Genomic DNA, 18,346 nt, shown 5'->3' with positions numbered 1-18,346 from the left:
ATTTGCGCAGCCCAAAATCTACTCAGGGACGCTTTCCCGGTGCGTCGGTACGGGAAGGTCGAAGCCGCATTCTATGAAGCGCATCGCTTCATCAGCCGTCGCGTTCGAAAGGACTTCACCATTCGTCGAGTTCGCTCGATTTGGGAAGGCAAGGCGCGGCGTATCGACAGCGAAGAAATGGACGCCCTGCGGGCCGCCCTCGTCGAGGAGAGCAGACGTGAACAACGTGAACTTACCGCCCGTCTGGCTTCGCTGGATGAAAAGATTGCCGCTTTTAAGGCGGCTGCGCATCGCGAAGCGCTGGCGCGACCGTTCTCGGAAATGGGCCGATAGGGCCGACTGGATCGTGGGGGATTGAGCACCGTGACCGACCCTGCAGAGATGATTGCATGGCTCGATCGCCGTATCGCCAGCGCCAAGACATGGCTCGACGACCATGGTCGTGGCTCGAAGAAGCCGCGCCCTGAATTGGAGATTGAGACCAAGGAATACGACGTCTCCCGGTTCGAAGAAATCCGCGTTGCCTATTGCCGCGCCCTTGAGAACAGGAGGGCGAGCGCATGAGACTTTTCAACTGGCCGTGGGGCGAACTCGAACCTCACACATATGATTTCATCATGTCCGACTTCGCTTGGACATACCGCCTGCGCTCGAGCAAGGGCGAGAAGAAGGCTGCGCAGGCGAAATACCGCGTGATGCCTCTCCAGGAGATCATGGAGTTGCCGGTGCTCGATCTGTGCCGCGATAACGCCCTGCATTGGATGTGGGCAACAAATCCGATGCTCGACAAGGCCATTGAGGTAATGCGGGCTCAGGGGTTCGAGTTCAAAACCGCCGGCACCTGGCTGAAAACTACGAAGCATGGAAAGATTGGGTTCGGCACAGGCTACATCCTCCGTTCGAGCAACGAGCCCTTCATCATCGGCACCCGAGGCAAGCCCAAGACCACGAAGTCGGTCCGATCCGGCTTTCTTGGTCTAGCTCGAGAGCATTCTCGCAAGCCGGAGGAGGCCTATCGCGCCGCCGAGCAACTTATGCCGAAAGCCCGCAGGGTTGAACTCTACTCCCGCACCGATCGGCCCGGGTGGGATCACTTCGGTGATGAGACAGGGAAGTTCGAGGTGGCGGCATGATGCCCTCTGCCCTAAAGCTGCCTCGGCACATCGTCACCTTCATCCGGATTAGGGTTCGGCAATTCGTCCGGAAGGACGTCTGGGTCCGGCTCCTTGATGGGCGGCTCGGGCAAATCCGGCGGCAGATCCGGGATGATGTCCGGTGGTTGCTTCGGCGTGGGATCGATTGGGGCAATGGCCATGCTGGTCTCCTTGTGTCGAAACCAACCCCGGCCGGCGCGGAGAAGTTCCAATCGGTGGGCGAGGTGGCAGCATGATCCGCATCGCTCTCCCCATGCCTCCATCCGTCAACTGTCTCTTTGCCAACAAGAAGGCAGGAGGCCGGACGAAGACGGCTGAGTACAAAGCCTGGCAGAAGCTCGCCGGCACCTTCATCAAGGCCAGCCACCGTCAGGCGCTCGGCCCTTACAACATCTCTATCCAGCTTCGCCAGTCCGTCGTCAGCTCACTCAGCGATATCGCGAACCGGGAGAAGTCGCTTTCCGACTTCCTCGTCGCGCACGGCGTCATCAAGGACGATCGGTATTGCCGCAGCCTGTTCATGACGTGGTCCGAGGATATCGAGGCTGATTGCGTCGTCATCCTTGAGCCGGTCGAGGTGGCGCCGTGAACGATTGGTTCCGCTCATGGCATGGCGCCCCGACTGATCCCAAGTGGCTCGGTATCGCCAAGCGTGCCGGCGTTGCTCCGGGCATCGCAGTAGCGGTGGCATGGGCGCTGATGGACCGCGCGTCTCAATCTTCTGATCGCGGATCCATCGAAGGCTACGACGCCGAAGGCCTAGCGTACTTCTATGGTTGCGAGCCGGAGCAGGTGGAAGCCATCGTCGCGGCCATGACAGACAAGGGCATGATCGCCGGCGGCCGGTTCTCCAGCTGGGAAAAGCGGCAGCCGAAGCGCGAGGACGGCGCTGCCGAACGCGCGAAAGAGTGGCGCGAACGCAAACGAACGCAAACGAACGCATCTGCAACACTAGATACAGATGCAGAGACAGATACTTCTTCACTCCGTTCAGAAGTCGAAAAGAAAGAGCGCGAGCGCAAGGATTTTGATTCTTGGATTTCGTCCTGGCCTTCACAGGCCAGTGACGACCACGACGACGCCTTCCGGGCTTGGTCGGAGCTTCCCGACGAGGAACGGGCCGCCGCCAAGGGCCTTTCCAGCGCCTATGCCGAGCAAGCCAAGGGCGGAGGCCGCACGGTGATCTGCTCCGCGGCCAAGTACCTGCGCAAGCAAATGTGGACCCGCGTCCAGAGCAAGCCCCCCGAGAAACCTCCCAAGGCAGGGCCAAAGGTCCCGAGCCGTGAAGCATACATTGCCGCGGAGTTGCGGCGTTCGGAAAGGAGTTTCCAGCGATGAACATCCAGGTATCTGCCAAGACGTTCTCAAATGCTGCTGCGATGTTGGCGGATGCCGCCGCGGTTCGCCGGCGACTATTCAGCCCACCCACGCCCGCGCCAGTGATCCCGGCCCCGGCTGATGTGGAAGTTAGGACGCACCATCTGAAGCTCGACAAGCGGCCCAAGGATGCGCACGTCCTGGCTTGGAAGGTCTGGAAGGTCATGATCGGCGCTAGACCGTGCCGGGAATACGTCCGCGATCGGTGCAACCAGTTGGGCGTCGATTTTCAGGATGTCCTCGGCCCAAGCCGTTCGCAGCCGATTTCCTTCATCCGTCACCTGCTTATGTGGGAGATCAAGACGAAGATCCGGCGCGAGATGTCCTATCCCGATATCGGCCGCGTCTTTGGCGGGAGAGACCATACCTCCGTGCTGTTCGCCTGCCGCAAGATCCAGGAGATGATCGACGGTCAGCCGAACGATTTCATGGAGCGAAAGCGCCGGGCGGTCATCGAGCATCAGCGGAGGACGGCATGACCGGATACGCTCGTGTCGATATGGCGTCCGTCGCTCCGCTGCTGCCAGCCGACAAGGTCGCGGGCCGGGTGGCGTCCCGAGGCGAACACTTCGAATGGTCGCCAACGTTGGCGGGCAAGGTTCATTCCGCCGACCCGCTCACCACCCGCGCGCCAACGCCGCAGGAACTCGGCCAACCCCAGTTTGTCGATTTGAAGGGCGTCAGGATTGGCCGGCTGACCGTCCTGGGGATTGCGGCCGAAGTCATTTCCAAGACCGGAACCAACTGGGTCGTTCGCTGCGTCTGTGGCTCGTACGAGACTAGGAAGGCCAAATACGTCAAGGCCTGCAAGGCAGGCAACAATCCCGGCAACGAAGACCCAACGTGCGACTGGTGCGGCAAGACCCGCCGGCTGCAGCTCGGCTTTGGCCGTAATTTCGAGAAGCAGAAGGCGAGGGGCTGAGGATGGCAAAACGAGGACGCAAGGCAAAGCTGGGACCTATCACCCTGGCAGATATCGGCCATCGGCAAGCTCAGCCCCAGTTGAGAGAAATCGACAACCCGCTTCACAACCCGGCGCACGACGGCGAGCGGTGGAACCCGAAGCGCGTACTTGGAGCGGTGAACATGCGGGAAAGCGCGCTGGTCACACTGGAGCAGCGCAAACTGATCAACGATGCGCAGTCCAAGGCCGGCGAGCGCTTCCGCCTTATCTGGGAGGCGCTGGGGGGTGCTGGCGCCGGATCGTTTGACTATAGCCGCGAACCGGTGGACGGCGGCGGGCCGCGATCAGCATTGTCCGATCGGCAAATCCAAGCCGGGATCGATCTGGCGGATTGCCGGCGCGTTCTCGGCATCGGCTATGACATCATGGTAAAGGTTGCCGGCGAGGGTAGGGCTGTCGCCGACCTCACCCAGAGCAAGAACCTCCAGCGTGCCTATATAGAAATCCTGAAGCAAAGCCTCACGGCACTGGCAACTCATTTTGGCTACGAAAACCACGGTAATATCAGGAAAAGAGCTTGATTTACTATTCCATTCGAAACCCGAGACTGGTATAGAAAATTCATAGTGGTGATTTGCGTAAAGCGGTCGCCAAATCAGCCGCCCGCCGAGGCGGCTTTTTGATTCCCCGAATGCCGCAAGGACTACAGGCTATGCGTCCTTGCTCTACTTGTCGGCGTAACAGAATCGGGACGGCCAGCCTTCCCGACCATTCAAGCCCGGCTTGCGGGTTAGTTGGGGTTAGAGCCATCGCCAAGCAACGAAGATAGCGGCTGGCACCAAGACGACAGCGAGGCCCCAGCAATTACAAACAGGCATTATCACAAATTCAGATCAGTAATTCATTGTTAGAGCGAAGGCCAACCATGCGAAAGAAATTACGCCCGCGATAAGGAACATGAAGATCTCTTCCCGAGCGGGATCGAGCCAATGGGTGCGACGGCGAGCTATCTGATTCGGATCGTCGTTTCTCATGCTTGCATCGTAGGGTAGCAGCCGAGCCTCGCAACTGCTTGCCGCTGACGTCGTTAATGCAATCCTTGGCATGTGCCTGTTTGGGTCATCACTGCGCAGAACACCAGGCTCCCGTAGCTCACTGGATAGAGCGACCGCATCGCGGTAGGTTGGGGTTCGAGTCCCCCGTCTTTCCCATTCCAAAGCCATCAAAGGGGGAGCCGCTGCGTCCCGCCTGTTAGAGGCCGATCGGCATGCACAATTGCCAGCAGCCAAACCGGGGCGCTGATAGTCGGGAAGTGCCGAGGTAGGGGGATTATTTCCCGATGTTCGCGCGGACCCACGCAGTGACGGCTTCGTGCAGTTTCACGCCCGCCCAATCGCTCGAAGGTTTGATTTCACAGACGAAAAGTCCGTCATTACCGCCGATCAGTGCCCTGAGCATTTCGCGGATTGTCAGGGCATCGCCATTCAGGTTTCCGAACCACAACGATTCCAAGGGCCGGACACAGTTCCATTCGCTCAACTGCTTGGTCAGCGCATCATAGTTCTTGGCCGTCCGGGGGTCGTAGCTAATCATATAGGCGGGCATGGCGCACTCCTTTTTAGTTTCAACGGATCGACGACGACTTCTATTCTCCGCCAACATTGGTCGGGACAACAGTTTGGAATGCGCGGAAGGGAGTGCAGACGTGCTGAGTAATCTCCCTGCCTACGGGTGGGGCCGCTGCGCGTCAGGACCGTGGCTAGCGATATCGCTGGAGCCTTTTGTTCACTGTCCAAAAGGCGTAGTCGACCCGTCAGTTCGTGAACCGTTCTTTGACCGTTCCCGAGAAGTTAGCAGCTAGAAATATAGCGTGGTTGAGCCCGCCCCGGTCTGTCACCCGGAGGCGGGTTTTCGCCAAGTGCGCGTGCGAAGATCTTATGGACGCCGGATTATCAGGATATCGTCCGAGCCTCCGTCCGACCAGCCCACACGTTCACGGATGCGGCGGTCGTTCCTATCCTGGCGGCGGTCGCGGTCTGCCGCTCGGTCACGAGGCCTCACGTAGTTCCGGTCGCGGTCGCGGCGGTCCCTGCGATCCCGGTGGACGCGATCTCGGTAATGAGGCCGATCATACCGATCATACCCGTCGTACTGACCATAAATCACCCCGCCGCTGTAGCTGTTGCCGTATCCGCCGCTGGAACCGACGCAGCCAGCAAGGGTAAGGCAAGCGAAGGCAGCCGCGGCAACAATGCTGGCGGTGCGGTTTATCATTTCGATCTCCCGTGTGAGTTCAGATTGGCCATAACCTCCATATCCCGGGATAGTTCCACGAGGCCATCCCCAGCAGAAAGGAACCAGCATGACCCTCTCTTCAGCATTGGTCGCCTCCATCGCTCTCGTGTGGGTCAGTGGGTTCGTTCTCGGATTTCTCTGCGCCGCAGTGGCTTCCAAACCCGATCCGCATCACCCGCCAGGCCGAAGTATCTCCTAACCCCCGCATGCCTGAAACGAGAGCCGGGCTCAGGTCCGGATTCTCAAAACCCGCGTGATAGGGCCGTTCAAAACACCTCGGTCTATTATGTGAACCGCTTCGCGTTCATTCAGTTCGCTTGGCGCGCAGTTCTCGAGAATAATCAAGGTGATGTGGCGCCCCTCGGTATGAGCTGCGAAGAGGGCGCGGTGGATAGCTCGAAACTTGTCAGGCTTTGCCGGGCGATAGGGTCTGCCGTTTAATAGCTTGAGGACGTTCCGCTCGTATTCTTTGAATGGTCGAGACCGCCGAGTGTAGCGCCCGATGTAGCTGCCGACGCCTTCGATCTTCCACTCGTAAATGCCCGGAAGATTGACGTCTACGCCGGACGAAATCTCGCAGGTGTACCAGTTTTCTAGCTGGGCGATCATACGCCCTCCTCAGATGCTTCTCTCTGTATCCTCGGTGGAGGGTAGAGGCAGGGGTTTTAACGGCCGGCCGCGATCATTTCGTCAATGGCTTTGACCAACGCGCCGAAACTCTCGATCAGCTTTCGGTGATCCTCATTGATGTCTTCCGTGATGTCGATCTGCGGGCCACTCCCTTCAACGCGCCAGAACCTGACATCATTGTCTTCATTGAAGGCGAGGTGTTTTTTAGCGTTATCGATTTTGGCCTGAAAGTTGTCTCTCTGCGCCTGTAAGGTGGATGGCATCTCGTTCGCTTCCTTGTCGTGGTTGCCAAAGAGTTGCGCGCATTGCGATGGAAAGCAAGCAATGATTGAGCGCCCACAACCTCCAGAAAGCATGTTCGGGGTAGATGGTTTGGCTTTCACGCCCGCGCTCGACATGCCGGAGTGGGTGCAGGTCACGTTTCTGGATGAGGCCTCGCCGGTAGCTAACCCCGAGCACGCCCACTTGGCAGACGCTCACATTGGCTATCTCTGGGCCGCGGTCGAAAACACCCGCAAGGGCAAGCGCATCATAGGGCAGTGTGAGACCGGAACTCCACAGGGCGCAATGGGCAAGTGGGCAAAGGCCCGCGTCGAGCAGCAAATCACGGAATGGTTCGGCTTCGTCCCGGATTTCATCATCACGCTTGATGCCAACTACTGCGCCGCCTGTGGCGATGCCGAGTTCATGGCGCTGGTCGAGCACGAGCTTTATCACGCCGCCCAAGACGTCGATTCATTCGGCGCCCCGAAGTTCAACAGCATGACCGGCCGTCCGGTCTTCACCATTCGCGGGCATGACGTAGAGCAGTTCATCGGTGTGGTTCGTCGCTATGGGGCAGACGCCGCCGGTGTGCGCGAACTCATCGAAGCCGCCAGCCGACCGCCAGAGGTCGCCCGCGCTCACATCGAGCATGCATGTGGCACCTGCCAACTCGGGGTCGCGTGAGCCTAGATATAGTCCACCGCCTGGCCCCGCTCGGTATAGCCGAATACCCGAAAGCCGAGTTCTGTTTCGTCGCCGGGCACATGCACTCGTTTGAGGGCGGCTCTGATTGCCTCACGATGCGTAGCGTCTTTCGCGATGATGTCGACGTAGACCATGGTTTCATATCCCCCAGTGCGAAAGTGATGGAACCACTCTGCGTCCGGCGGGGAGTAGTACCCATTCATATCTTTGGCTCGAAAATAGGTTAATGACCCCAGCCCGTACATTGCGAGCCGGAGTTCGTCCCATTTTGTGTTGTTCATCACCGGGTGCAGTTCCATCTGCTTCGCCTTTGATAAGCTGAGTCGACCTGACCGGAGCCTGACAGACAAATGGCCAAGGGTACACTGAAGGAAGGGGTCAAAACATTCATCGTCCAAAGCCTCGCTTGTTTCGACACGCCGTCGATTGTCGTCGAAGCAGTCAGGAAGGAATTCGGCGCTACAATCACGCGCCAATCCGTTGAAGGGTACGACCCCACTAAGAAGGCGGGAAGTAACCTTGCGGAGAAGTGGCGGCTGCTGTTCGAAGAGACGCGCAAGACCTTCCTTGAGGACACCGCCTCGATCGCCATCAGCCACCGCGCCGTTCGCCTACGTGCTCTCCAGCGCATGGCCGAGAAGGCAGAGACGCAAGGCAACATGGTGCTCGCCTCGTCGCTGCTCAAGCAGGCGGCCGAGGAGGTTGGTGGCAGCTACACCAATCGGCGCGAGCTGACAGGGAAGGACGGAAAGGATCTGCCGGTGCCAGTATCTCCGGTGACGATCTTCCAGTTGCCCGATAATGGCAGGGGATGAGAAGGGCGCGGCAGCCCAGACGGTCATCCGGCCGCAACCAGGGCCACAGACGACCTTTCTTTCTTCGCCGGCGGATATCGCGATCTATGGCGGGGCGGCGGGCGGCGGGAAGACATGGGCCCTTCTCATGGAGCCGCTACGTCATGTCGGTAATCCGGCGTTCGGCGCGGTCTTCTTTCGGCGGAACCTGACGCAGGTCCGCAACGAGGGCGGCCTATGGGATGAAAGCGAGAAGCTCTATCCGCACCTGAGCGCGAACCCGCGATCGGCGCCGGATCTGAGCTGGACGTTTCCTTCTGGGGCAGGTGTAGCATTCGCCCACCTTGAACACGAGAAGACGATCTATAACTGGCAGGGGTCACAGATCCCGCTCATCTGCTTCGACGAGCTGACGCATTTCAGCGCCAAGCAGTTCTGGTACATGCTCAGCCGAAACCGCTCGATGTGCGGCGTTCGACCTTACGTTCGGGCGACCTGCAACCCCGATGCGGATAGCTGGGTCGCTGAGTTCATAGCCTGGTGGATCGATCAGGAGACCGGATTTTCGATCCCGGAGCGTGCCGGCGTCCTCCGCTGGTTCATCCGCATCGGGGATTCCATCGTTTGGGCCGACAGCCCCGAGGAGCTTGCACACCACGTCAACCCGCTCAACGGCGAGCCCATCCCGCCGAAGTCGGTCACTTTCATCCCCGCCAAGCTCAGCGATAACGCTCTGCTCGTGGCTGCCGACCCTGGCTATCTCGCCAATCTCATGGCGCAGCCGACGGTCGAGCGGGAACGCCTCCTTGGTGGCAACTGGAAAATCAGGCCCGCGGCTGGGCTGCTGTTCCAGCGTGGCTGGTGCGAGGTGGTCGACGCGATCCCGGCCGGCGCGCGCTGGATGCGGGGCTGGGACTTGGCCTCCACGCCGAAGGTGGAAGGGAATGACCCGGACGCTACGGCGGGAACGAAGATCGGCAAGCTGCCGGATGGTCGGTACATCGTGGCTCACCACGTCACCGATTTCCTCTCGCCAAGCGGCGTTGAGGCGCTGATCAAGAACACGGCCGCGCAGGACGGCCAAGAGACGCAGATATCGCTTCCTCAAGATCCTGGGCAGGCGGGTAAGTCGCAGGTCACAAGCCTGACGAAGATGCTCTCCGGCTACAACGTCCGCGCCACACCGGAATCGGGCGACAAAGTCACGCGGTTCTCACCGTTTTCGGCGCAGGCCGAGGCGGGGAACGTCCTCGTCCTACGGGCGCCGTGGAACAACGCGTGGTTCTCGGCCCTCGAGAGCTTCCCCGAGGCGAAGCACGATGACGACGCCGACAGCACGAGCCGGGCATTCAACGCTCTCCTAAACGCGAGCACCTTTACTCTGGCGAACATTTAGGGGGCCGACAGCGCCGGCCCCGACGTTTTGCCACTACAGCTTTACGGTGGCAACGCTGTCCTTGTAGTCCTCTTTCGGGTCACCCATCCCTAGAAACATTTTCAGGCCTGCGACGATGCTGGATGCGTCTTTCCAGATCTCTGCATCGGCGGGCTCAAAACGTAGTAGGCAAAGCTTCGGGTCATCCTTGCCCTCCTCGAACCACGCCTCCACAAAGCGGTTCCACAGGCGGTCGATGAGTGCAGGGTCATTGTCGATTTCGAGGGTGCCCTGCACGGTAGCGAAAATGTCGTGTCCCTTAGACGAATAGACAAGTGTCGCAGCAACGGGAGAGGTCGCGCTGTCGGCCAGTTCGGTGCCTTTTGCGGTGAAGAAGAAAATCGACCTGCGGTCGCCGTCGAACTGAGCGGTGAGGGGCTTGGGATGGACGTCCTCGGTCCCAACCATCGCGGTCATATCTGAGCGGATTGATTTCCAGAATTTGTCAGCGAATTCGTGTTCGTCGGTCATGCCGATACCTTTCGAAGGTGGGTGTGCGGGTCGCCGGTCGCCAAGACGTTTCGCGTTCGGCGTCTTTAGCAACAGGTATGCCTAAACACTCGAACCAGCTCAGACGTTCCGAGCGGAAGGCCCGACAATGGCAAATGTTATCGCGCTGTTTCGCGACAGCCTGACCAGCTTGGTGTCCCGCATGGGCACCGAGCGAGATAAGGCGGCTACGACGTTCTACGCCCACACGGTGATGACCGACGAGCAGCTGATCGCCGCCTACAGCACAGCATGGCTTCCGCGGAAGATCGTCGACATTCCCGCGCTCGACGCCTGTCGCAAGTGGCGCGACTGGCAGGCGAAGAAGCCGCAGATCGAGGCTATCGAGGAAGAAGAGAAGCGGCTGAACGTGCGCGGCAAGGTGCTGGAGGCCATGAAAAAGGCCCGCCTTTTTGGTGGCGCAGCACTCTACATCGGGACGGGTGATGCTGATCCGGCCAAGCCCCTTGATGTCGAGCGCCTCGGGAAGTCCGGTCTCCGGTTCCTGAATGTCGTCTCCCGGCGCCAGCTTACGGCCGGCGAGATTGATCGAGACCCGGAATCGGAATGGTACGGCAAGCCGAAGGACTATCAGCTCAAAGGCAACAACGGCCTGCAGATCACAATCCACCCGTCGCGCCTGGTGCTGTTCTCCGGCGCCATGCCGGCTGACGACGAGATCACAACCAATCCTTGGCAGGGTTGGGGCGACAGCGTCCTTCAATCGACGCTAGATGCCATCAAGAACGCGGACAGCACGGCCGGCAACATCGCCTCCCTGGTGTTCGAGGCGAAGATCGACATTATCCGCATTCCCGACTTCATGGCATCGTTGAACAACGAGGTGTATCGCTCTAAAATCATTGAATGATACACCCTTGCCAACATGTCGAAGGGCATCAACGGCACGCTGCTCCTCGACAAGGAAGAGGAATACGAGAGCAAGAGCGCTCAACTCGGCGGGCTGACCGACATCCTCATGGCCTTCATGCAAATCGTCTCCGGTGCTGCCGATATCCCGGTTACGCGCCTTCTGGGGCAGTCGCCGGCGGGTATGAATTCGACCGGCACCTCGGACATGAAAAACTACCATGACCGCATCCAGTCGATGCAGGAGCTGGAACTCCAGCCGGCCATGGTGCGGCTCGACGAATGTCTCGAGCGATCGGCCGACGTCCGCGACCCTGATGTGCACTACCGATGGGCGCCCCTGGAGCAGATGAGCGAGAAGGAGCGGGCCGACATCTTCAAGATCACGGCCGACGCCGCCCGCCAGCTGGTGGGCACGACGACCGGGCAGGAGATCATTCCGCGCGAGGCCGTGTCCGACGCTCTCGTCAATCGGCTAGTCGAGGATGGCGTTCTGCCGGGTCTCGACGCTGCGATCGAGGAATACGGCAAGCTGAGCGAGCAAGAGCCTTCAGAAGAAGAGCTTGCCGCTGCTGCCGCAGCGCAGGTCGCCAAGCAACCACCTCAGCAGACGGCCGACGCCGCGCCGCGCACGCTCTACGTCCGCCGCGACGTCCTGAACGCTGACGAAATCATCGCATGGGCGAAAGCGCAGGGGTTTACAGGCATCGTGCCAGACCTGCACGTCACCATCACCTACAGCCGCACCCCGGTTGACTGGATGAAGATGGGCGACAACTGGTCGGACAACGGCAAGGGCGGTTTGACCATCCCGGCCGGCGGCCCGCGCTTGATGGAAGCGTTCGGGGAGAACGGTGAAGCCAAGGTTCTTTCGTTCGCCTCGAGCGCATTGTCATGGCGGCATGAGGACATGAAGCGAAACGGCGCATCCTCTGACCGCGAAGACTACCAGCCGCACGTTACAATCAGCTATGCGGCCGGAGGGCCTGAACTGAATACAGTCGAGCCGTTCCGTGGCAAGATAGAACTCGGGCCGGAAATCTTTGAAGAAATTAAGGGAGCCTTACCGGACCCACCGGACACCCAGTAGGGCGACAATCATTCCACTTTGAAATGATCTTTCCTTGGTTCTGTTTCCACCAAAGATGGATCATTTTCTCGTAGCGCTCTAGCCCATAGACATTAGGCAACCGTTCCCCGGTCAATATCGAGAAGCTGGCGTCCTCGCCGTCATAGACAACGTGAAAATGCGGAGGTGGATGTTCGTTCGCGCGAACCTCCACTTTCAGCTTCCCGTCCACCAGGGAAACCATGTGCTTGATCACATAGCCATCGGGACCAATCTGGGCGAGGAGAAGCTCGAGCTCCTCCTCCAATGGCCCTTCAAGCGGTACTCGGATCAAACTCATCGCTGCCTCAATTCCTGCCGTAGCGAGACGCATGTCTCAAAGATGAGGTCATAATGCAATTCATCGACGCTGTAACCGTCGCGGGAGCGCGCCGGACTGAAGACGGCTATCTGATTGCCGAAGCGCGCTCGGTTCGCACCGGCATCCAGCTTTATGCGGGCTCCGAGGTCGGCAAGCCGGACATGTCCGTGGTGCGCGTCTACCGCCCCGCGGATCAGGTCTTCGCCGATGCCAGCCTCCAGAGCTTCACGCACGCGCCTGTGACAATGGATCATCCGGCAGAGGCTGTCACCGCCGACAACTGGAAAGCTCTCGCCGTCGGCGAGGTCAGCACCGCAGCCAAGAAGGATGGCGAGTGGGTTCACCTCCCTCTGATCCTGAAGGACGCGGCCGCCATCCAAGCCGTGGAGACTGGCAAGCGCGAACTCTCCGCCGGCTATACCTGCGAACTGGTATTCGCCGACGGCGTGACGCCGGACGGCGAGGCGTTCAACGCCACCCAGACGAACATCAAGATCAACCATCTCGCAATTGTGGACCGCGCTCGTGCCGGTTCCAAAGCTCGCATCGGTGACGGTGTGAGGTCGTGGGGCGCATGCCCTGTAACCAATGATCAGAAACCGGAAGAGGACAAGATCATGAACCTGAAGACGGTTACCGTCGATGGAATCCCGGTCGAGGTGACCGACCAGGGCGCCACCGTCATCGCCACGCTGCAGTCGCGGCTTGCCGATGCGGTCTCCAAGATCACCGCCACCGAAACGGCTCACCAGACGGCAATCGCCGCCAAGGACGCCGACCTCGCCAAGAAGGACGCCGAGATCGACGCTCTCAAGGCCAAGGTGCTCGACGAAAAAGCTCTCGACGCCAAGGTGCAGGCCCGCGCGGACCTCATCACCGTGGCCAAGTCGATCGCCAACGACGTCAAGACTGAAGGCCTGGCCGACAGCGCCATCCGCAAGGCGGTCGTAATTGCTAAGCTCGGCGATGCTGCCGTCGCCGGCAAGCCCGACGCCTATATCGACGCTCGCTTCGACATCCTCGCCGAAGAGGCGAAAAAGAACCCGGATCCGTTCGCGCGTGTCGTATCCGACGGCATCACGAGCCCAGCCAACCTCACCGATGCCAACAAGGCCTACGAAGCCATGCTCCAGCGTGACCGCATGGCCTGGCAGGGCAACCAGAAGGAGTCCGCGTAATGGCTTTTCCGACCGTTTCCTACTCCCGCGACACGCCGGCCGGCTATCCCGGCATGATCGCGACCACTGAGCCGCACTTCATCACCTCGATGATCGTTGGTGCGGCTTCCAGCGACGTTCCTTTTGGCCGCGGCGTTATCTACGCCACCGCCGAAGACACGGTCGCTCTCCCGGCGGCGATCGGCAAGTTTGCCGGCGTGGCCGTCGTTGACCGAACACTGCCTTTCGCCAACGGCGAGGTCTACAAACCGTATGACCAGATCAGTGTGATGAAGAATGGCTCGATCTGGGTCACGGCACTCGTCGCCGTTGCACAGGGCGATCCGGTCTACATGACCCCGACGGGCACGTTCACCAACGTCTCGAACTCGTCGGCGAACCAACTCATCGAAAATGCCGAATGGGCAAGCGTCACGAGCACCACGAACCAGCTCGCACGTCTCCGCCTTGGCGTCACCAAGTAAAGGAGAACGAGCATGTTCACTACCGACGCGCCCGCTCTGGCGCTCAACTTCCTGCGCACCGCGCAGAACTACATCGAGCCGGGTATCTACGCCCGCCAGTATCCGGACTTTCAGTACCGGGAACTGGTTCCGGTCGACAACTCGGCGCCCGACTGGACGACACATATCGACTTCTTCTCGATGGGCGATGATGTCGGCCAGGCCCGAGAATTCGCGCCGGACGGCGATGACATCCCGTTCGTCGACTTCAAGCTCGATAAGGGCGACAGCCGGGTCTACATGGCGGGTATCGGCTATCGCTACAATCTTCAGGAGCTTGCCCACGCACAGGCATACGGCATTCGCCTGGATGGCACCCGCGCTGATGCGGCTCGCCGGAAGTATGAGCAGTTCGTCGACAACCTCTGCTTCCTCGGCCGTTCAAAGCTGGGCCTGACCGGTCTGTTGAACTCCACGTCGGTTACCGCACTCACGGCTCCCAATGGTGTCGGTGGTACGGCAACCTGGCCGACGAAGACGGTCGATGAGATCGTGAAGGATGTGAACGACGTGCTCGGCGTCGTCTTCACCGCCTCCAATGGCATCGAGCAGGCCGACACCTTGCTGCTCAGCCAGGATCGTTACGCCTACATCGCTACCCGGCGCCTCGACGCGACCCAGACCACGACGATTCTGGAACACATCCAGCGCGTCAACATCTACACAATCCGCACCGGTCAGCCGCTCAAGATCCGCGCCGTCTTCGGCCTGGAGACGGCCGGCGCCGGCAACACCCAGCGCATGCTCGCCTACCGCCGCACGCCGGATGTCGTGAAGGTCCACATCCCCATGCCGCTGCGCTGGCTGCAGGCTGAACAGCGGCTGCTCAAGTACGAGGTTCCGGGAATCTTCCGCTTCGGCGGCGTCGAGTGGCGCCGGCCGGGTGCCGCTCGCTACCTTGACGGGATTTGAGGAGAACGCTGATGAGCAAGCTCACGATCAAGAATACCCGTCCTGGCGGCTTCGGCATCCCCGGCGGCCCCGTCATCGAAGCCGGTGCTTCTCTCGAAGTTGAGGCGACAGATTGGGCAGAGGTCGAGGACCACCCCGTCGTCAAGGCGTGGGTGGACACTGGCCACCTCACCGTTGAGGGGGAGCGGGCCAGCAAGGCGGCGCCCGAGAGTTCCGACCAGCCCAAGACGGCACAGGAGGTCCTTGCAATGGCCAATGACCCGACGGTCCAGTTCATGACCTTCAAGTCGGCGGCCACGAAGCTCCTCGGCGACAAGACGCCGGCGAAGAAGGACGAGATCATCTCGGCCCTCGAAGAACTGGCGACCCAGCCCTGATAACTTGCCCGGCGGGCAACTGCCGGGTGAACACCCAAGGAGAGAGACATGGCCGGATACGGAACGAGAGCGGATTTCACGACCTACGCGACCGCGGCCGGCTATGTCTTCCCCGATGGCACGACCGATGCCCAGAAAGACGCGGCTATGCAGCGCGGCTCTCTGGTGATCGATCGGTACGAGCGGTACTTTTCAGGCAACCGAACCGGCGGCTATTCGCAGGAACGTGCTTGGGGGCGGACCGGCGCCTCCACCTACTACGGTCAGGCAATCCCGACCGGTGAGATCCCGGTGGCCATCCTCAACGCTTCCTATGAGGCCGCTTTCCTCGAACTCACCAATCCCGGCAGCCTTTCGCCGGTGGTCACGGGCTCCTCCACAGTGAAGCGCGAGAAGGTCGGCCAGCTTGAGGTCGAATACGCCGCGTCATCGTCGACGAGCGTTGCGGACATGATCGCCATGGCAACGCCCGTCGTGACTGTCATAGAGGGGATGTTGTGGCCCTTCCTATGCCCGATCCTCCCGGGCATTGCCGTCGTTTAAAATACTGCGATGTATTTCAGCAGCGCGATAATGCCGATGATGATGACGACCACCTGAGCGATCTGCTTTGCGCGTCCATCGAGCGGCAGGCGGCCGATGAGATAGAGAACCAGCACGATTACCAGGAAGGTGATCAGAATGCTGATGAGAACAGATGTAGCCAATGCCCCAACTCCTTAAGCCGGTGCTGAATTGCACCGTGAAGGCGTAACTATGGCGTTGAATACAAAAGGAAAGGGCGGCGAGGCAAAATGGTAAACCCGCTCTACACCCGCCTGCAGGCCACTGCGCAGCGCCTCATCACCAAGTTCGGCCAGGCTGGCACAGTGACGCGCGTCGTGCAGTCCGGGCCAGCGTATGACCCGGTACTCACGCCGACGGACTATCCCTGCATGCTGGCGGTGATGAACATCGACCTATCCAAGGTGGACGGCACAGTGATCCAGGCGGACGACAAGATGGCCTACATCTCCGTCGCCGGCCTGCCGGAAAACCTGACTACCGCCGACGAACTCACCATTGCCGGTCAGAAACATGCCATGAAGATTGTGCGGCCGCTCTCGCCAGCAGGCCTCACGGTGTTCTATGAAGTCATCATCGCAGCATAGGACAGCCCGTGGCCCTACCTTCTGATGTTCAGGCGCTCCTCGACGAGCTTGAGCCCGAGATCCGGAAAGCCTTTCTGGAGGCAATCGATCGGATCACGTCTCAGGCCCAGTTGAGCACGATCACCGCCCATCTACAGGCCGGCAATGTCGAAGCTGCGATCCTTGCGCTGAGACTTGACCCGGTATTCTTCCAGCCGCTCGATAGGGCGATCATGGAAGCCTACTACCGGGGAGGAGTGTTGGCGTTGGCCTCGCTTCCGCGGATACCCGACCCTTTTCTGGTGGAGCAGCGGTTTTCGGATTTGATGGCCGCCACTTTCGCGCCGAAGCCTGGGGCAGGGAGCACATCGGAAGACTGATCACCGGCCCGACGGGCATGGTGGAGGATATGCGGCTCGCTACTCGCCAGCAGATCCTTTCCGGCCTTGAGCAGAACAAGACGCCCGACCAGATCGCACGAAGCCTCATAGGGGTGAAAAACCGCATCACGGGCAAAAGGGAAGGCGGAATCATCGGTCTGAACTCCCGCCAGGTCGAATTGATGCTCAACACTGAAGCAAAGCTTCTATCAGGCGATCCGGCGAAGATGAGGGACTATCTCGCCCTCAAAACGCGCGACCGTCGGTTTGACCGCGCCGTGCGAAGGGCGATCGAGGCAAGTCGTCCCGTCAACGCCGACGATCTCGGCAAGATCATGCGCCAGCTGCGGGACCGAAACCTTCAGCTCCGGGCAAAGACGATAGCCCGGAACGAGAGCATCACGGCGAAGCGTGCCGGCCGGCATGAGGGATTTGTTCAGTTGATCGAGACTGGCAGAGTGTCCGAAGACCAGATCGAGCGCAGTTGGGACGCTACAGGCGACGATCGCACCCGGCTTTCCCATCTCGCGATGCATGGCCAGAAGGTAACTGGGTTGTCGGCGCCGTTCGTTTCGCCCGTCACGGGCGCGCGCATGATGTTCCCCGGCGATGCCAGCCTCGGCGCTCCGGCGGACGAGCTGGTCCAGTGCCGTTGCTTTGAGCAAATCCGCATTCGCTACATCAGGTAGGCCATGGCTCAGAAATCGTTCACCGCCTCGGTCAACGCCTTCCGCGACAAGACCAAGGCGCAGATGCGCGATGTATTCTCTGAAGCCGTGCAAGACGTTATCGAGACGGCGCAGCAGCCCAAGGCGCGCGGCGGGCGTATGCCGGTCGATACCGGCAATCTGCGGAACAGCCTGGCCTCGGGGCTCAATGGTTCCTTCGGAGCACCATCGGCCGGCGGCTACATCGTTACGCTGAGCCAGCTTGAAATAGGCGATATTGCACAGTTCGCCTGGACCGCGCCGTATGCGCGTCGCATGGAACTCGGCTTCTTCGGAACGGATAGCCTTGGCCGCACCTATGAGCAGCCAGGCAATCACTTCGTCGGCGCCGCAGCGGCGCAGTGGCCTCAGTTCGTCGCCAAGTGGGCAGCAAGGGTTAAGTGATGGCCATTCTGGAAGCTGACATCGAAGTGGCTCTCAAGGCCGCGATCGACGGGGCAGGGCTGTCTTGGCCTATCGCCTACCCCAACATCCACTTCAACGGCGCAAAGCCCTACATCGGCGTTCAGATCGTGCGGGTCGCGCGCCGGGACGAGACGCTCAACGGTGAGCTGACCATCTCGCGCGGTCAGGTGATCGCCTCAGTGGTTGTTGCCCTCGGCACTTCCACCAAGACCGCCAATCAAAAGGCCGACCAGTTCGCCGCGCTCTTCCTCATGGGCCGCCGCATCCCCGTCACTGGCGGCGAGATCGTCATCATGAAGCCCGCCGACATCCGCGAGGGCTATCCCCAAGACGCTGATTGGCGGACGCCCGTCATCGTCGACTACGAAGCATCCTAAACCCTTGAA

30 protein-coding genes and 1 pseudogene are annotated in these 18,346 nt (G+C 60.4%); 23 read left to right on the top strand and 8 right to left on the bottom strand.

Annotated elements, in window-relative coordinates:
- From ACT6VE_RS27265 to ACT6VE_RS27255, 3 genes are read left to right on the top strand one after another with little or no spacing between them, the layout of a single operon-like run.
- Complete coding sequence (locus ACT6VE_RS27265) at positions 1-333, top strand: hypothetical protein (protein ID WP_444801444.1); 333 nt, start codon at positions 1-3, stop codon at positions 331-333.
- Between the two features lie 30 nt (positions 334-363).
- Positions 364-564, top strand: coding sequence for a hypothetical protein (locus ACT6VE_RS27260; RefSeq protein ID WP_444801443.1), 201 nt, complete (start codon positions 364-366; stop codon positions 562-564).
- Positions 561-1,133 carry an MT-A70 family methyltransferase gene (locus ACT6VE_RS27255; RefSeq protein WP_444801442.1) on the top strand — a complete coding sequence of 191 codons (573 nt, stop codon included), beginning with the start codon at positions 561-563 and terminating at the stop codon, positions 1,131-1,133. Before ACT6VE_RS27260 ends, ACT6VE_RS27255 begins: the two co-directional genes overlap by 4 nt.
- Before the next feature lie 11 nt (positions 1,134-1,144).
- Here ACT6VE_RS27255 and ACT6VE_RS27250 read toward each other — a convergent pair whose 3' ends face one another.
- Positions 1,145-1,315: a hypothetical protein gene (locus ACT6VE_RS27250; RefSeq protein ID WP_444801441.1), complete on the bottom strand. Its 171-nt coding sequence runs from the start codon at positions 1,313-1,315 to the stop codon at positions 1,145-1,147.
- Between the two features lie 71 nt (positions 1,316-1,386).
- Here ACT6VE_RS27250 and ACT6VE_RS27245 point away from each other — a divergent pair, with 71 nt between their 5' ends.
- From ACT6VE_RS27245 to ACT6VE_RS27225, 5 genes are read left to right on the top strand one after another with little or no spacing between them, the layout of a single operon-like run.
- Positions 1,387-1,743, top strand: coding sequence for a RusA family crossover junction endodeoxyribonuclease (locus ACT6VE_RS27245; protein ID WP_444801440.1), 357 nt, complete (start codon positions 1,387-1,389; stop codon positions 1,741-1,743).
- Complete coding sequence (locus tag ACT6VE_RS27240; protein ID WP_444801439.1) at positions 1,740-2,492, top strand: hypothetical protein; 753 nt, start codon at positions 1,740-1,742, stop codon at positions 2,490-2,492. The genes ACT6VE_RS27245 and ACT6VE_RS27240 overlap by 4 nt, the downstream gene beginning before the upstream one ends.
- Complete coding sequence (locus ACT6VE_RS27235) at positions 2,489-3,010, top strand: helix-turn-helix domain-containing protein (RefSeq protein WP_444801438.1); 522 nt, start codon at positions 2,489-2,491, stop codon at positions 3,008-3,010. The genes ACT6VE_RS27240 and ACT6VE_RS27235 overlap by 4 nt, the downstream gene beginning before the upstream one ends.
- Positions 3,007-3,453 carry a hypothetical protein gene (locus ACT6VE_RS27230; protein WP_444801437.1) on the top strand — a complete coding sequence of 149 codons (447 nt, stop codon included), beginning with the start codon at positions 3,007-3,009 and terminating at the stop codon, positions 3,451-3,453. The genes ACT6VE_RS27235 and ACT6VE_RS27230 overlap by 4 nt, the downstream gene beginning before the upstream one ends.
- A 2-nt stretch (positions 3,454-3,455) precedes the next feature.
- Positions 3,456-4,016, top strand: a complete 561-nt coding sequence (locus ACT6VE_RS27225) for a hypothetical protein (RefSeq protein ID WP_444801436.1) — start codon at positions 3,456-3,458, stop codon at positions 4,014-4,016.
- A 748-nt stretch (positions 4,017-4,764) separates the two neighbouring features.
- Here ACT6VE_RS27225 and ACT6VE_RS27220 read toward each other — a convergent pair.
- The 3 genes from ACT6VE_RS27220 to ACT6VE_RS27210 all read right to left on the bottom strand — a co-directional run bounded on the left by ACT6VE_RS27220 (position 4,765) and on the right by ACT6VE_RS27210 (position 6,623).
- Complete coding sequence (locus ACT6VE_RS27220) at positions 4,765-5,040, bottom strand: hypothetical protein (RefSeq protein ID WP_444801435.1); 276 nt, start codon at positions 5,038-5,040, stop codon at positions 4,765-4,767.
- Positions 5,041-5,958: 918 nt separating this feature from the next.
- Positions 5,959-6,339 (bottom strand): hypothetical protein, encoded by a 381-nt coding sequence (locus ACT6VE_RS27215; protein ID WP_444801434.1) that lies wholly within the window; start codon positions 6,337-6,339, stop codon positions 5,959-5,961.
- Between the two features lie 56 nt (positions 6,340-6,395).
- Positions 6,396-6,623 carry a hypothetical protein gene (locus tag ACT6VE_RS27210; protein ID WP_444801433.1) on the bottom strand — a complete coding sequence of 76 codons (228 nt, stop codon included), beginning with the start codon at positions 6,621-6,623 and terminating at the stop codon, positions 6,396-6,398.
- 61 nt (positions 6,624-6,684) lie between these two features.
- Between ACT6VE_RS27210 and ACT6VE_RS27205 the strand changes: the two genes are divergently transcribed.
- Entirely contained in the window at positions 6,685-7,308 is a 624-nt protein-coding gene (locus ACT6VE_RS27205) for a putative metallopeptidase (protein ID WP_444801432.1), read from the top strand.
- Between the two features lie 2 nt (positions 7,309-7,310).
- Here the strand turns inward: ACT6VE_RS27205 and ACT6VE_RS27200 are convergent, their stop codons facing one another.
- Positions 7,311-7,628, bottom strand: coding sequence for a DUF6678 family protein (locus ACT6VE_RS27200; protein WP_444801431.1), 318 nt, complete (start codon positions 7,626-7,628; stop codon positions 7,311-7,313).
- Between the two features lie 51 nt (positions 7,629-7,679).
- Here ACT6VE_RS27200 and ACT6VE_RS27195 point away from each other — a divergent pair, with 51 nt between their 5' ends.
- Together ACT6VE_RS27195 and terL are read left to right on the top strand one after the other, a co-directional pair.
- The gene (locus ACT6VE_RS27195; RefSeq protein ID WP_444801430.1) at positions 7,680-8,144 is read left to right on the top strand and encodes a DUF2280 domain-containing protein; all 465 of its coding nucleotides are present in this window, start codon (positions 7,680-7,682) and stop codon (positions 8,142-8,144) included.
- Complete coding sequence (gene terL / locus ACT6VE_RS27190; protein WP_444801429.1) at positions 8,131-9,519, top strand: phage terminase large subunit; 1,389 nt, start codon at positions 8,131-8,133, stop codon at positions 9,517-9,519. Before ACT6VE_RS27195 ends, terL begins: the two co-directional genes overlap by 14 nt.
- A gap of 33 nt (positions 9,520-9,552) precedes the next feature.
- On the opposite strand, the gene ACT6VE_RS27185 is transcribed toward terL, so the two are convergent.
- Positions 9,553-10,029: a pyridoxamine 5'-phosphate oxidase family protein gene (locus ACT6VE_RS27185; protein WP_444801428.1), complete on the bottom strand. Its 477-nt coding sequence runs from the start codon at positions 10,027-10,029 to the stop codon at positions 9,553-9,555.
- A 127-nt stretch (positions 10,030-10,156) separates the two neighbouring features.
- On the opposite strand from ACT6VE_RS27185, the pseudogene ACT6VE_RS27180 reads away from it, so the two are divergent.
- Both ACT6VE_RS27180 and ACT6VE_RS27175 read left to right on the top strand, forming a co-directional pair.
- Positions 10,157-11,503 (top strand): annotated as a pseudogene (locus tag ACT6VE_RS27180) (DUF1073 domain-containing protein); the annotation flags it as partial.
- A gap of 69 nt (positions 11,504-11,572) precedes the next feature.
- Positions 11,573-12,007, top strand: coding sequence for a hypothetical protein (locus ACT6VE_RS27175; RefSeq protein WP_444801448.1), 435 nt, complete (start codon positions 11,573-11,575; stop codon positions 12,005-12,007).
- Here the strand turns inward: ACT6VE_RS27175 and ACT6VE_RS27170 are convergent.
- The gene (locus ACT6VE_RS27170; protein ID WP_444801427.1) at positions 11,970-12,326 is read right to left on the bottom strand and encodes a DUF4160 domain-containing protein; all 357 of its coding nucleotides are present in this window, start codon (positions 12,324-12,326) and stop codon (positions 11,970-11,972) included. The genes ACT6VE_RS27175 and ACT6VE_RS27170 overlap by 38 nt on opposite strands.
- A gap of 53 nt (positions 12,327-12,379) precedes the next feature.
- Here ACT6VE_RS27170 and ACT6VE_RS27165 point away from each other — a divergent pair, with 53 nt between their 5' ends.
- Genes ACT6VE_RS27165 through ACT6VE_RS27145 form a run of 5 tightly spaced genes read left to right on the top strand, consistent with a single transcriptional unit; the run spans position 12,380 to position 15,860 of the window.
- Positions 12,380-13,525: a DUF2213 domain-containing protein gene (locus tag ACT6VE_RS27165; protein ID WP_444801426.1), complete on the top strand. Its 1,146-nt coding sequence runs from the start codon at positions 12,380-12,382 to the stop codon at positions 13,523-13,525.
- Complete coding sequence (locus tag ACT6VE_RS27160) at positions 13,525-13,989, top strand: structural cement protein Gp24 (protein ID WP_444801425.1); 465 nt, start codon at positions 13,525-13,527, stop codon at positions 13,987-13,989. Before ACT6VE_RS27165 ends, ACT6VE_RS27160 begins: the two co-directional genes overlap by 1 nt.
- A 12-nt stretch (positions 13,990-14,001) precedes the next feature.
- Positions 14,002-14,940 (top strand): DUF2184 domain-containing protein, encoded by a 939-nt coding sequence (locus ACT6VE_RS27155; protein ID WP_444801424.1) that lies wholly within the window; start codon positions 14,002-14,004, stop codon positions 14,938-14,940.
- Between the two features lie 11 nt (positions 14,941-14,951).
- Positions 14,952-15,317 (top strand): hypothetical protein, encoded by a 366-nt coding sequence (locus ACT6VE_RS27150; RefSeq protein WP_444801423.1) that lies wholly within the window; start codon positions 14,952-14,954, stop codon positions 15,315-15,317.
- 48 nt (positions 15,318-15,365) lie between these two features.
- On the top strand, positions 15,366-15,860 hold the full coding sequence (locus tag ACT6VE_RS27145) for a DnaT-like ssDNA-binding protein (RefSeq protein ID WP_444801422.1): 495 nt from the start codon (positions 15,366-15,368) through the stop codon (positions 15,858-15,860).
- Here ACT6VE_RS27145 and ACT6VE_RS27140 read toward each other — a convergent pair.
- Positions 15,857-16,024: a Thivi_2564 family membrane protein gene (locus ACT6VE_RS27140; RefSeq protein WP_257951385.1), complete on the bottom strand. Its 168-nt coding sequence runs from the start codon at positions 16,022-16,024 to the stop codon at positions 15,857-15,859. The two genes, ACT6VE_RS27145 and ACT6VE_RS27140, sit on opposite strands and share 4 nt — an antisense overlap.
- An 87-nt stretch (positions 16,025-16,111) precedes the next feature.
- Here ACT6VE_RS27140 and ACT6VE_RS27135 point away from each other — a divergent pair, with 87 nt between their 5' ends.
- From ACT6VE_RS27135 to ACT6VE_RS27115, 5 genes are read left to right on the top strand one after another with little or no spacing between them, the layout of a single operon-like run.
- Positions 16,112-16,468: a hypothetical protein gene (locus tag ACT6VE_RS27135; protein ID WP_444801421.1), complete on the top strand. Its 357-nt coding sequence runs from the start codon at positions 16,112-16,114 to the stop codon at positions 16,466-16,468.
- Positions 16,469-16,476: 8 nt separating this feature from the next.
- On the top strand, positions 16,477-16,827 hold the full coding sequence (locus ACT6VE_RS27130) for a hypothetical protein (RefSeq protein ID WP_444801420.1): 351 nt from the start codon (positions 16,477-16,479) through the stop codon (positions 16,825-16,827).
- A 17-nt stretch (positions 16,828-16,844) separates the two neighbouring features.
- On the top strand, positions 16,845-17,516 hold the full coding sequence (locus tag ACT6VE_RS27125; protein ID WP_444801419.1) for a phage minor head protein: 672 nt from the start codon (positions 16,845-16,847) through the stop codon (positions 17,514-17,516).
- Between the two features lie 3 nt (positions 17,517-17,519).
- Positions 17,520-17,939, top strand: a complete 420-nt coding sequence (locus ACT6VE_RS27120) for an HK97 gp10 family phage protein (protein ID WP_444801418.1) — start codon at positions 17,520-17,522, stop codon at positions 17,937-17,939.
- Positions 17,939-18,337 (top strand): phage tail terminator-like protein, encoded by a 399-nt coding sequence (locus ACT6VE_RS27115; RefSeq protein WP_444801417.1) that lies wholly within the window; start codon positions 17,939-17,941, stop codon positions 18,335-18,337. Before ACT6VE_RS27120 ends, ACT6VE_RS27115 begins: the two co-directional genes overlap by 1 nt.
- The last annotated feature ends 9 nt before the right edge of the window (positions 18,338-18,346 follow it).

This window comes from Shinella sp. (assembly GCF_052438155.1).
GTDB lineage: Bacteria > Pseudomonadota > Alphaproteobacteria > Rhizobiales > Rhizobiaceae > Shinella.
The sequence above is the reverse complement of the archived record's forward strand: the minus strand, read 5'-3'. Positions and strand labels throughout refer to the sequence as shown.

Bases quoted from the DNA above. Each gene is read 5' to 3' on its own strand.
- ACT6VE_RS27255 (WP_444801442.1), top strand. From the start codon at position 561: ATGAGACTTTTCAACTGGCCGTGGGGCGAACTCGAACCTCACACATAT.
- ACT6VE_RS27250 (WP_444801441.1), bottom strand. From the start codon at position 1,315: ATGGCCATTGCCCCAATCGATCCCACGCCGAAGCAACCACCGGACATC.
- ACT6VE_RS27245 (WP_444801440.1), top strand. From the start codon at position 1,387: ATGATCCGCATCGCTCTCCCCATGCCTCCATCCGTCAACTGTCTCTTT.
- ACT6VE_RS27235 (WP_444801438.1), top strand. From the start codon at position 2,489: ATGAACATCCAGGTATCTGCCAAGACGTTCTCAAATGCTGCTGCGATG.
- ACT6VE_RS27230 (WP_444801437.1), top strand. From the start codon at position 3,007: ATGACCGGATACGCTCGTGTCGATATGGCGTCCGTCGCTCCGCTGCTG.
- ACT6VE_RS27225 (WP_444801436.1), top strand. From the start codon at position 3,456: ATGGCAAAACGAGGACGCAAGGCAAAGCTGGGACCTATCACCCTGGCA.
- ACT6VE_RS27220 (WP_444801435.1), bottom strand. From the start codon at position 5,040: ATGCCCGCCTATATGATTAGCTACGACCCCCGGACGGCCAAGAACTAT.
- ACT6VE_RS27215 (WP_444801434.1), bottom strand. From the start codon at position 6,339: ATGATCGCCCAGCTAGAAAACTGGTACACCTGCGAGATTTCGTCCGGC.
- ACT6VE_RS27210 (WP_444801433.1), bottom strand. From the start codon at position 6,623: ATGCCATCCACCTTACAGGCGCAGAGAGACAACTTTCAGGCCAAAATC.
- ACT6VE_RS27205 (WP_444801432.1), top strand. From the start codon at position 6,685: ATGATTGAGCGCCCACAACCTCCAGAAAGCATGTTCGGGGTAGATGGT.
- ACT6VE_RS27200 (WP_444801431.1), bottom strand. From the start codon at position 7,628: ATGGAACTGCACCCGGTGATGAACAACACAAAATGGGACGAACTCCGG.
- ACT6VE_RS27195 (WP_444801430.1), top strand. From the start codon at position 7,680: ATGGCCAAGGGTACACTGAAGGAAGGGGTCAAAACATTCATCGTCCAA.
- terL (WP_444801429.1), top strand. From the start codon at position 8,131: ATGGCAGGGGATGAGAAGGGCGCGGCAGCCCAGACGGTCATCCGGCCG.
- ACT6VE_RS27185 (WP_444801428.1), bottom strand. From the start codon at position 10,029: ATGACCGACGAACACGAATTCGCTGACAAATTCTGGAAATCAATCCGC.
- ACT6VE_RS27170 (WP_444801427.1), bottom strand. From the start codon at position 12,326: ATGAGTTTGATCCGAGTACCGCTTGAAGGGCCATTGGAGGAGGAGCTC.
- ACT6VE_RS27165 (WP_444801426.1), top strand. From the start codon at position 12,380: ATGCAATTCATCGACGCTGTAACCGTCGCGGGAGCGCGCCGGACTGAA.
- ACT6VE_RS27160 (WP_444801425.1), top strand. From the start codon at position 13,525: ATGGCTTTTCCGACCGTTTCCTACTCCCGCGACACGCCGGCCGGCTAT.
- ACT6VE_RS27155 (WP_444801424.1), top strand. From the start codon at position 14,002: ATGTTCACTACCGACGCGCCCGCTCTGGCGCTCAACTTCCTGCGCACC.
- ACT6VE_RS27150 (WP_444801423.1), top strand. From the start codon at position 14,952: ATGAGCAAGCTCACGATCAAGAATACCCGTCCTGGCGGCTTCGGCATC.
- ACT6VE_RS27145 (WP_444801422.1), top strand. From the start codon at position 15,366: ATGGCCGGATACGGAACGAGAGCGGATTTCACGACCTACGCGACCGCG.
- ACT6VE_RS27135 (WP_444801421.1), top strand. From the start codon at position 16,112: ATGGTAAACCCGCTCTACACCCGCCTGCAGGCCACTGCGCAGCGCCTC.
- ACT6VE_RS27125 (WP_444801419.1), top strand. From the start codon at position 16,845: ATGGTGGAGGATATGCGGCTCGCTACTCGCCAGCAGATCCTTTCCGGC.
- ACT6VE_RS27120 (WP_444801418.1), top strand. From the start codon at position 17,520: ATGGCTCAGAAATCGTTCACCGCCTCGGTCAACGCCTTCCGCGACAAG.
- ACT6VE_RS27115 (WP_444801417.1), top strand. From the start codon at position 17,939: ATGGCCATTCTGGAAGCTGACATCGAAGTGGCTCTCAAGGCCGCGATC.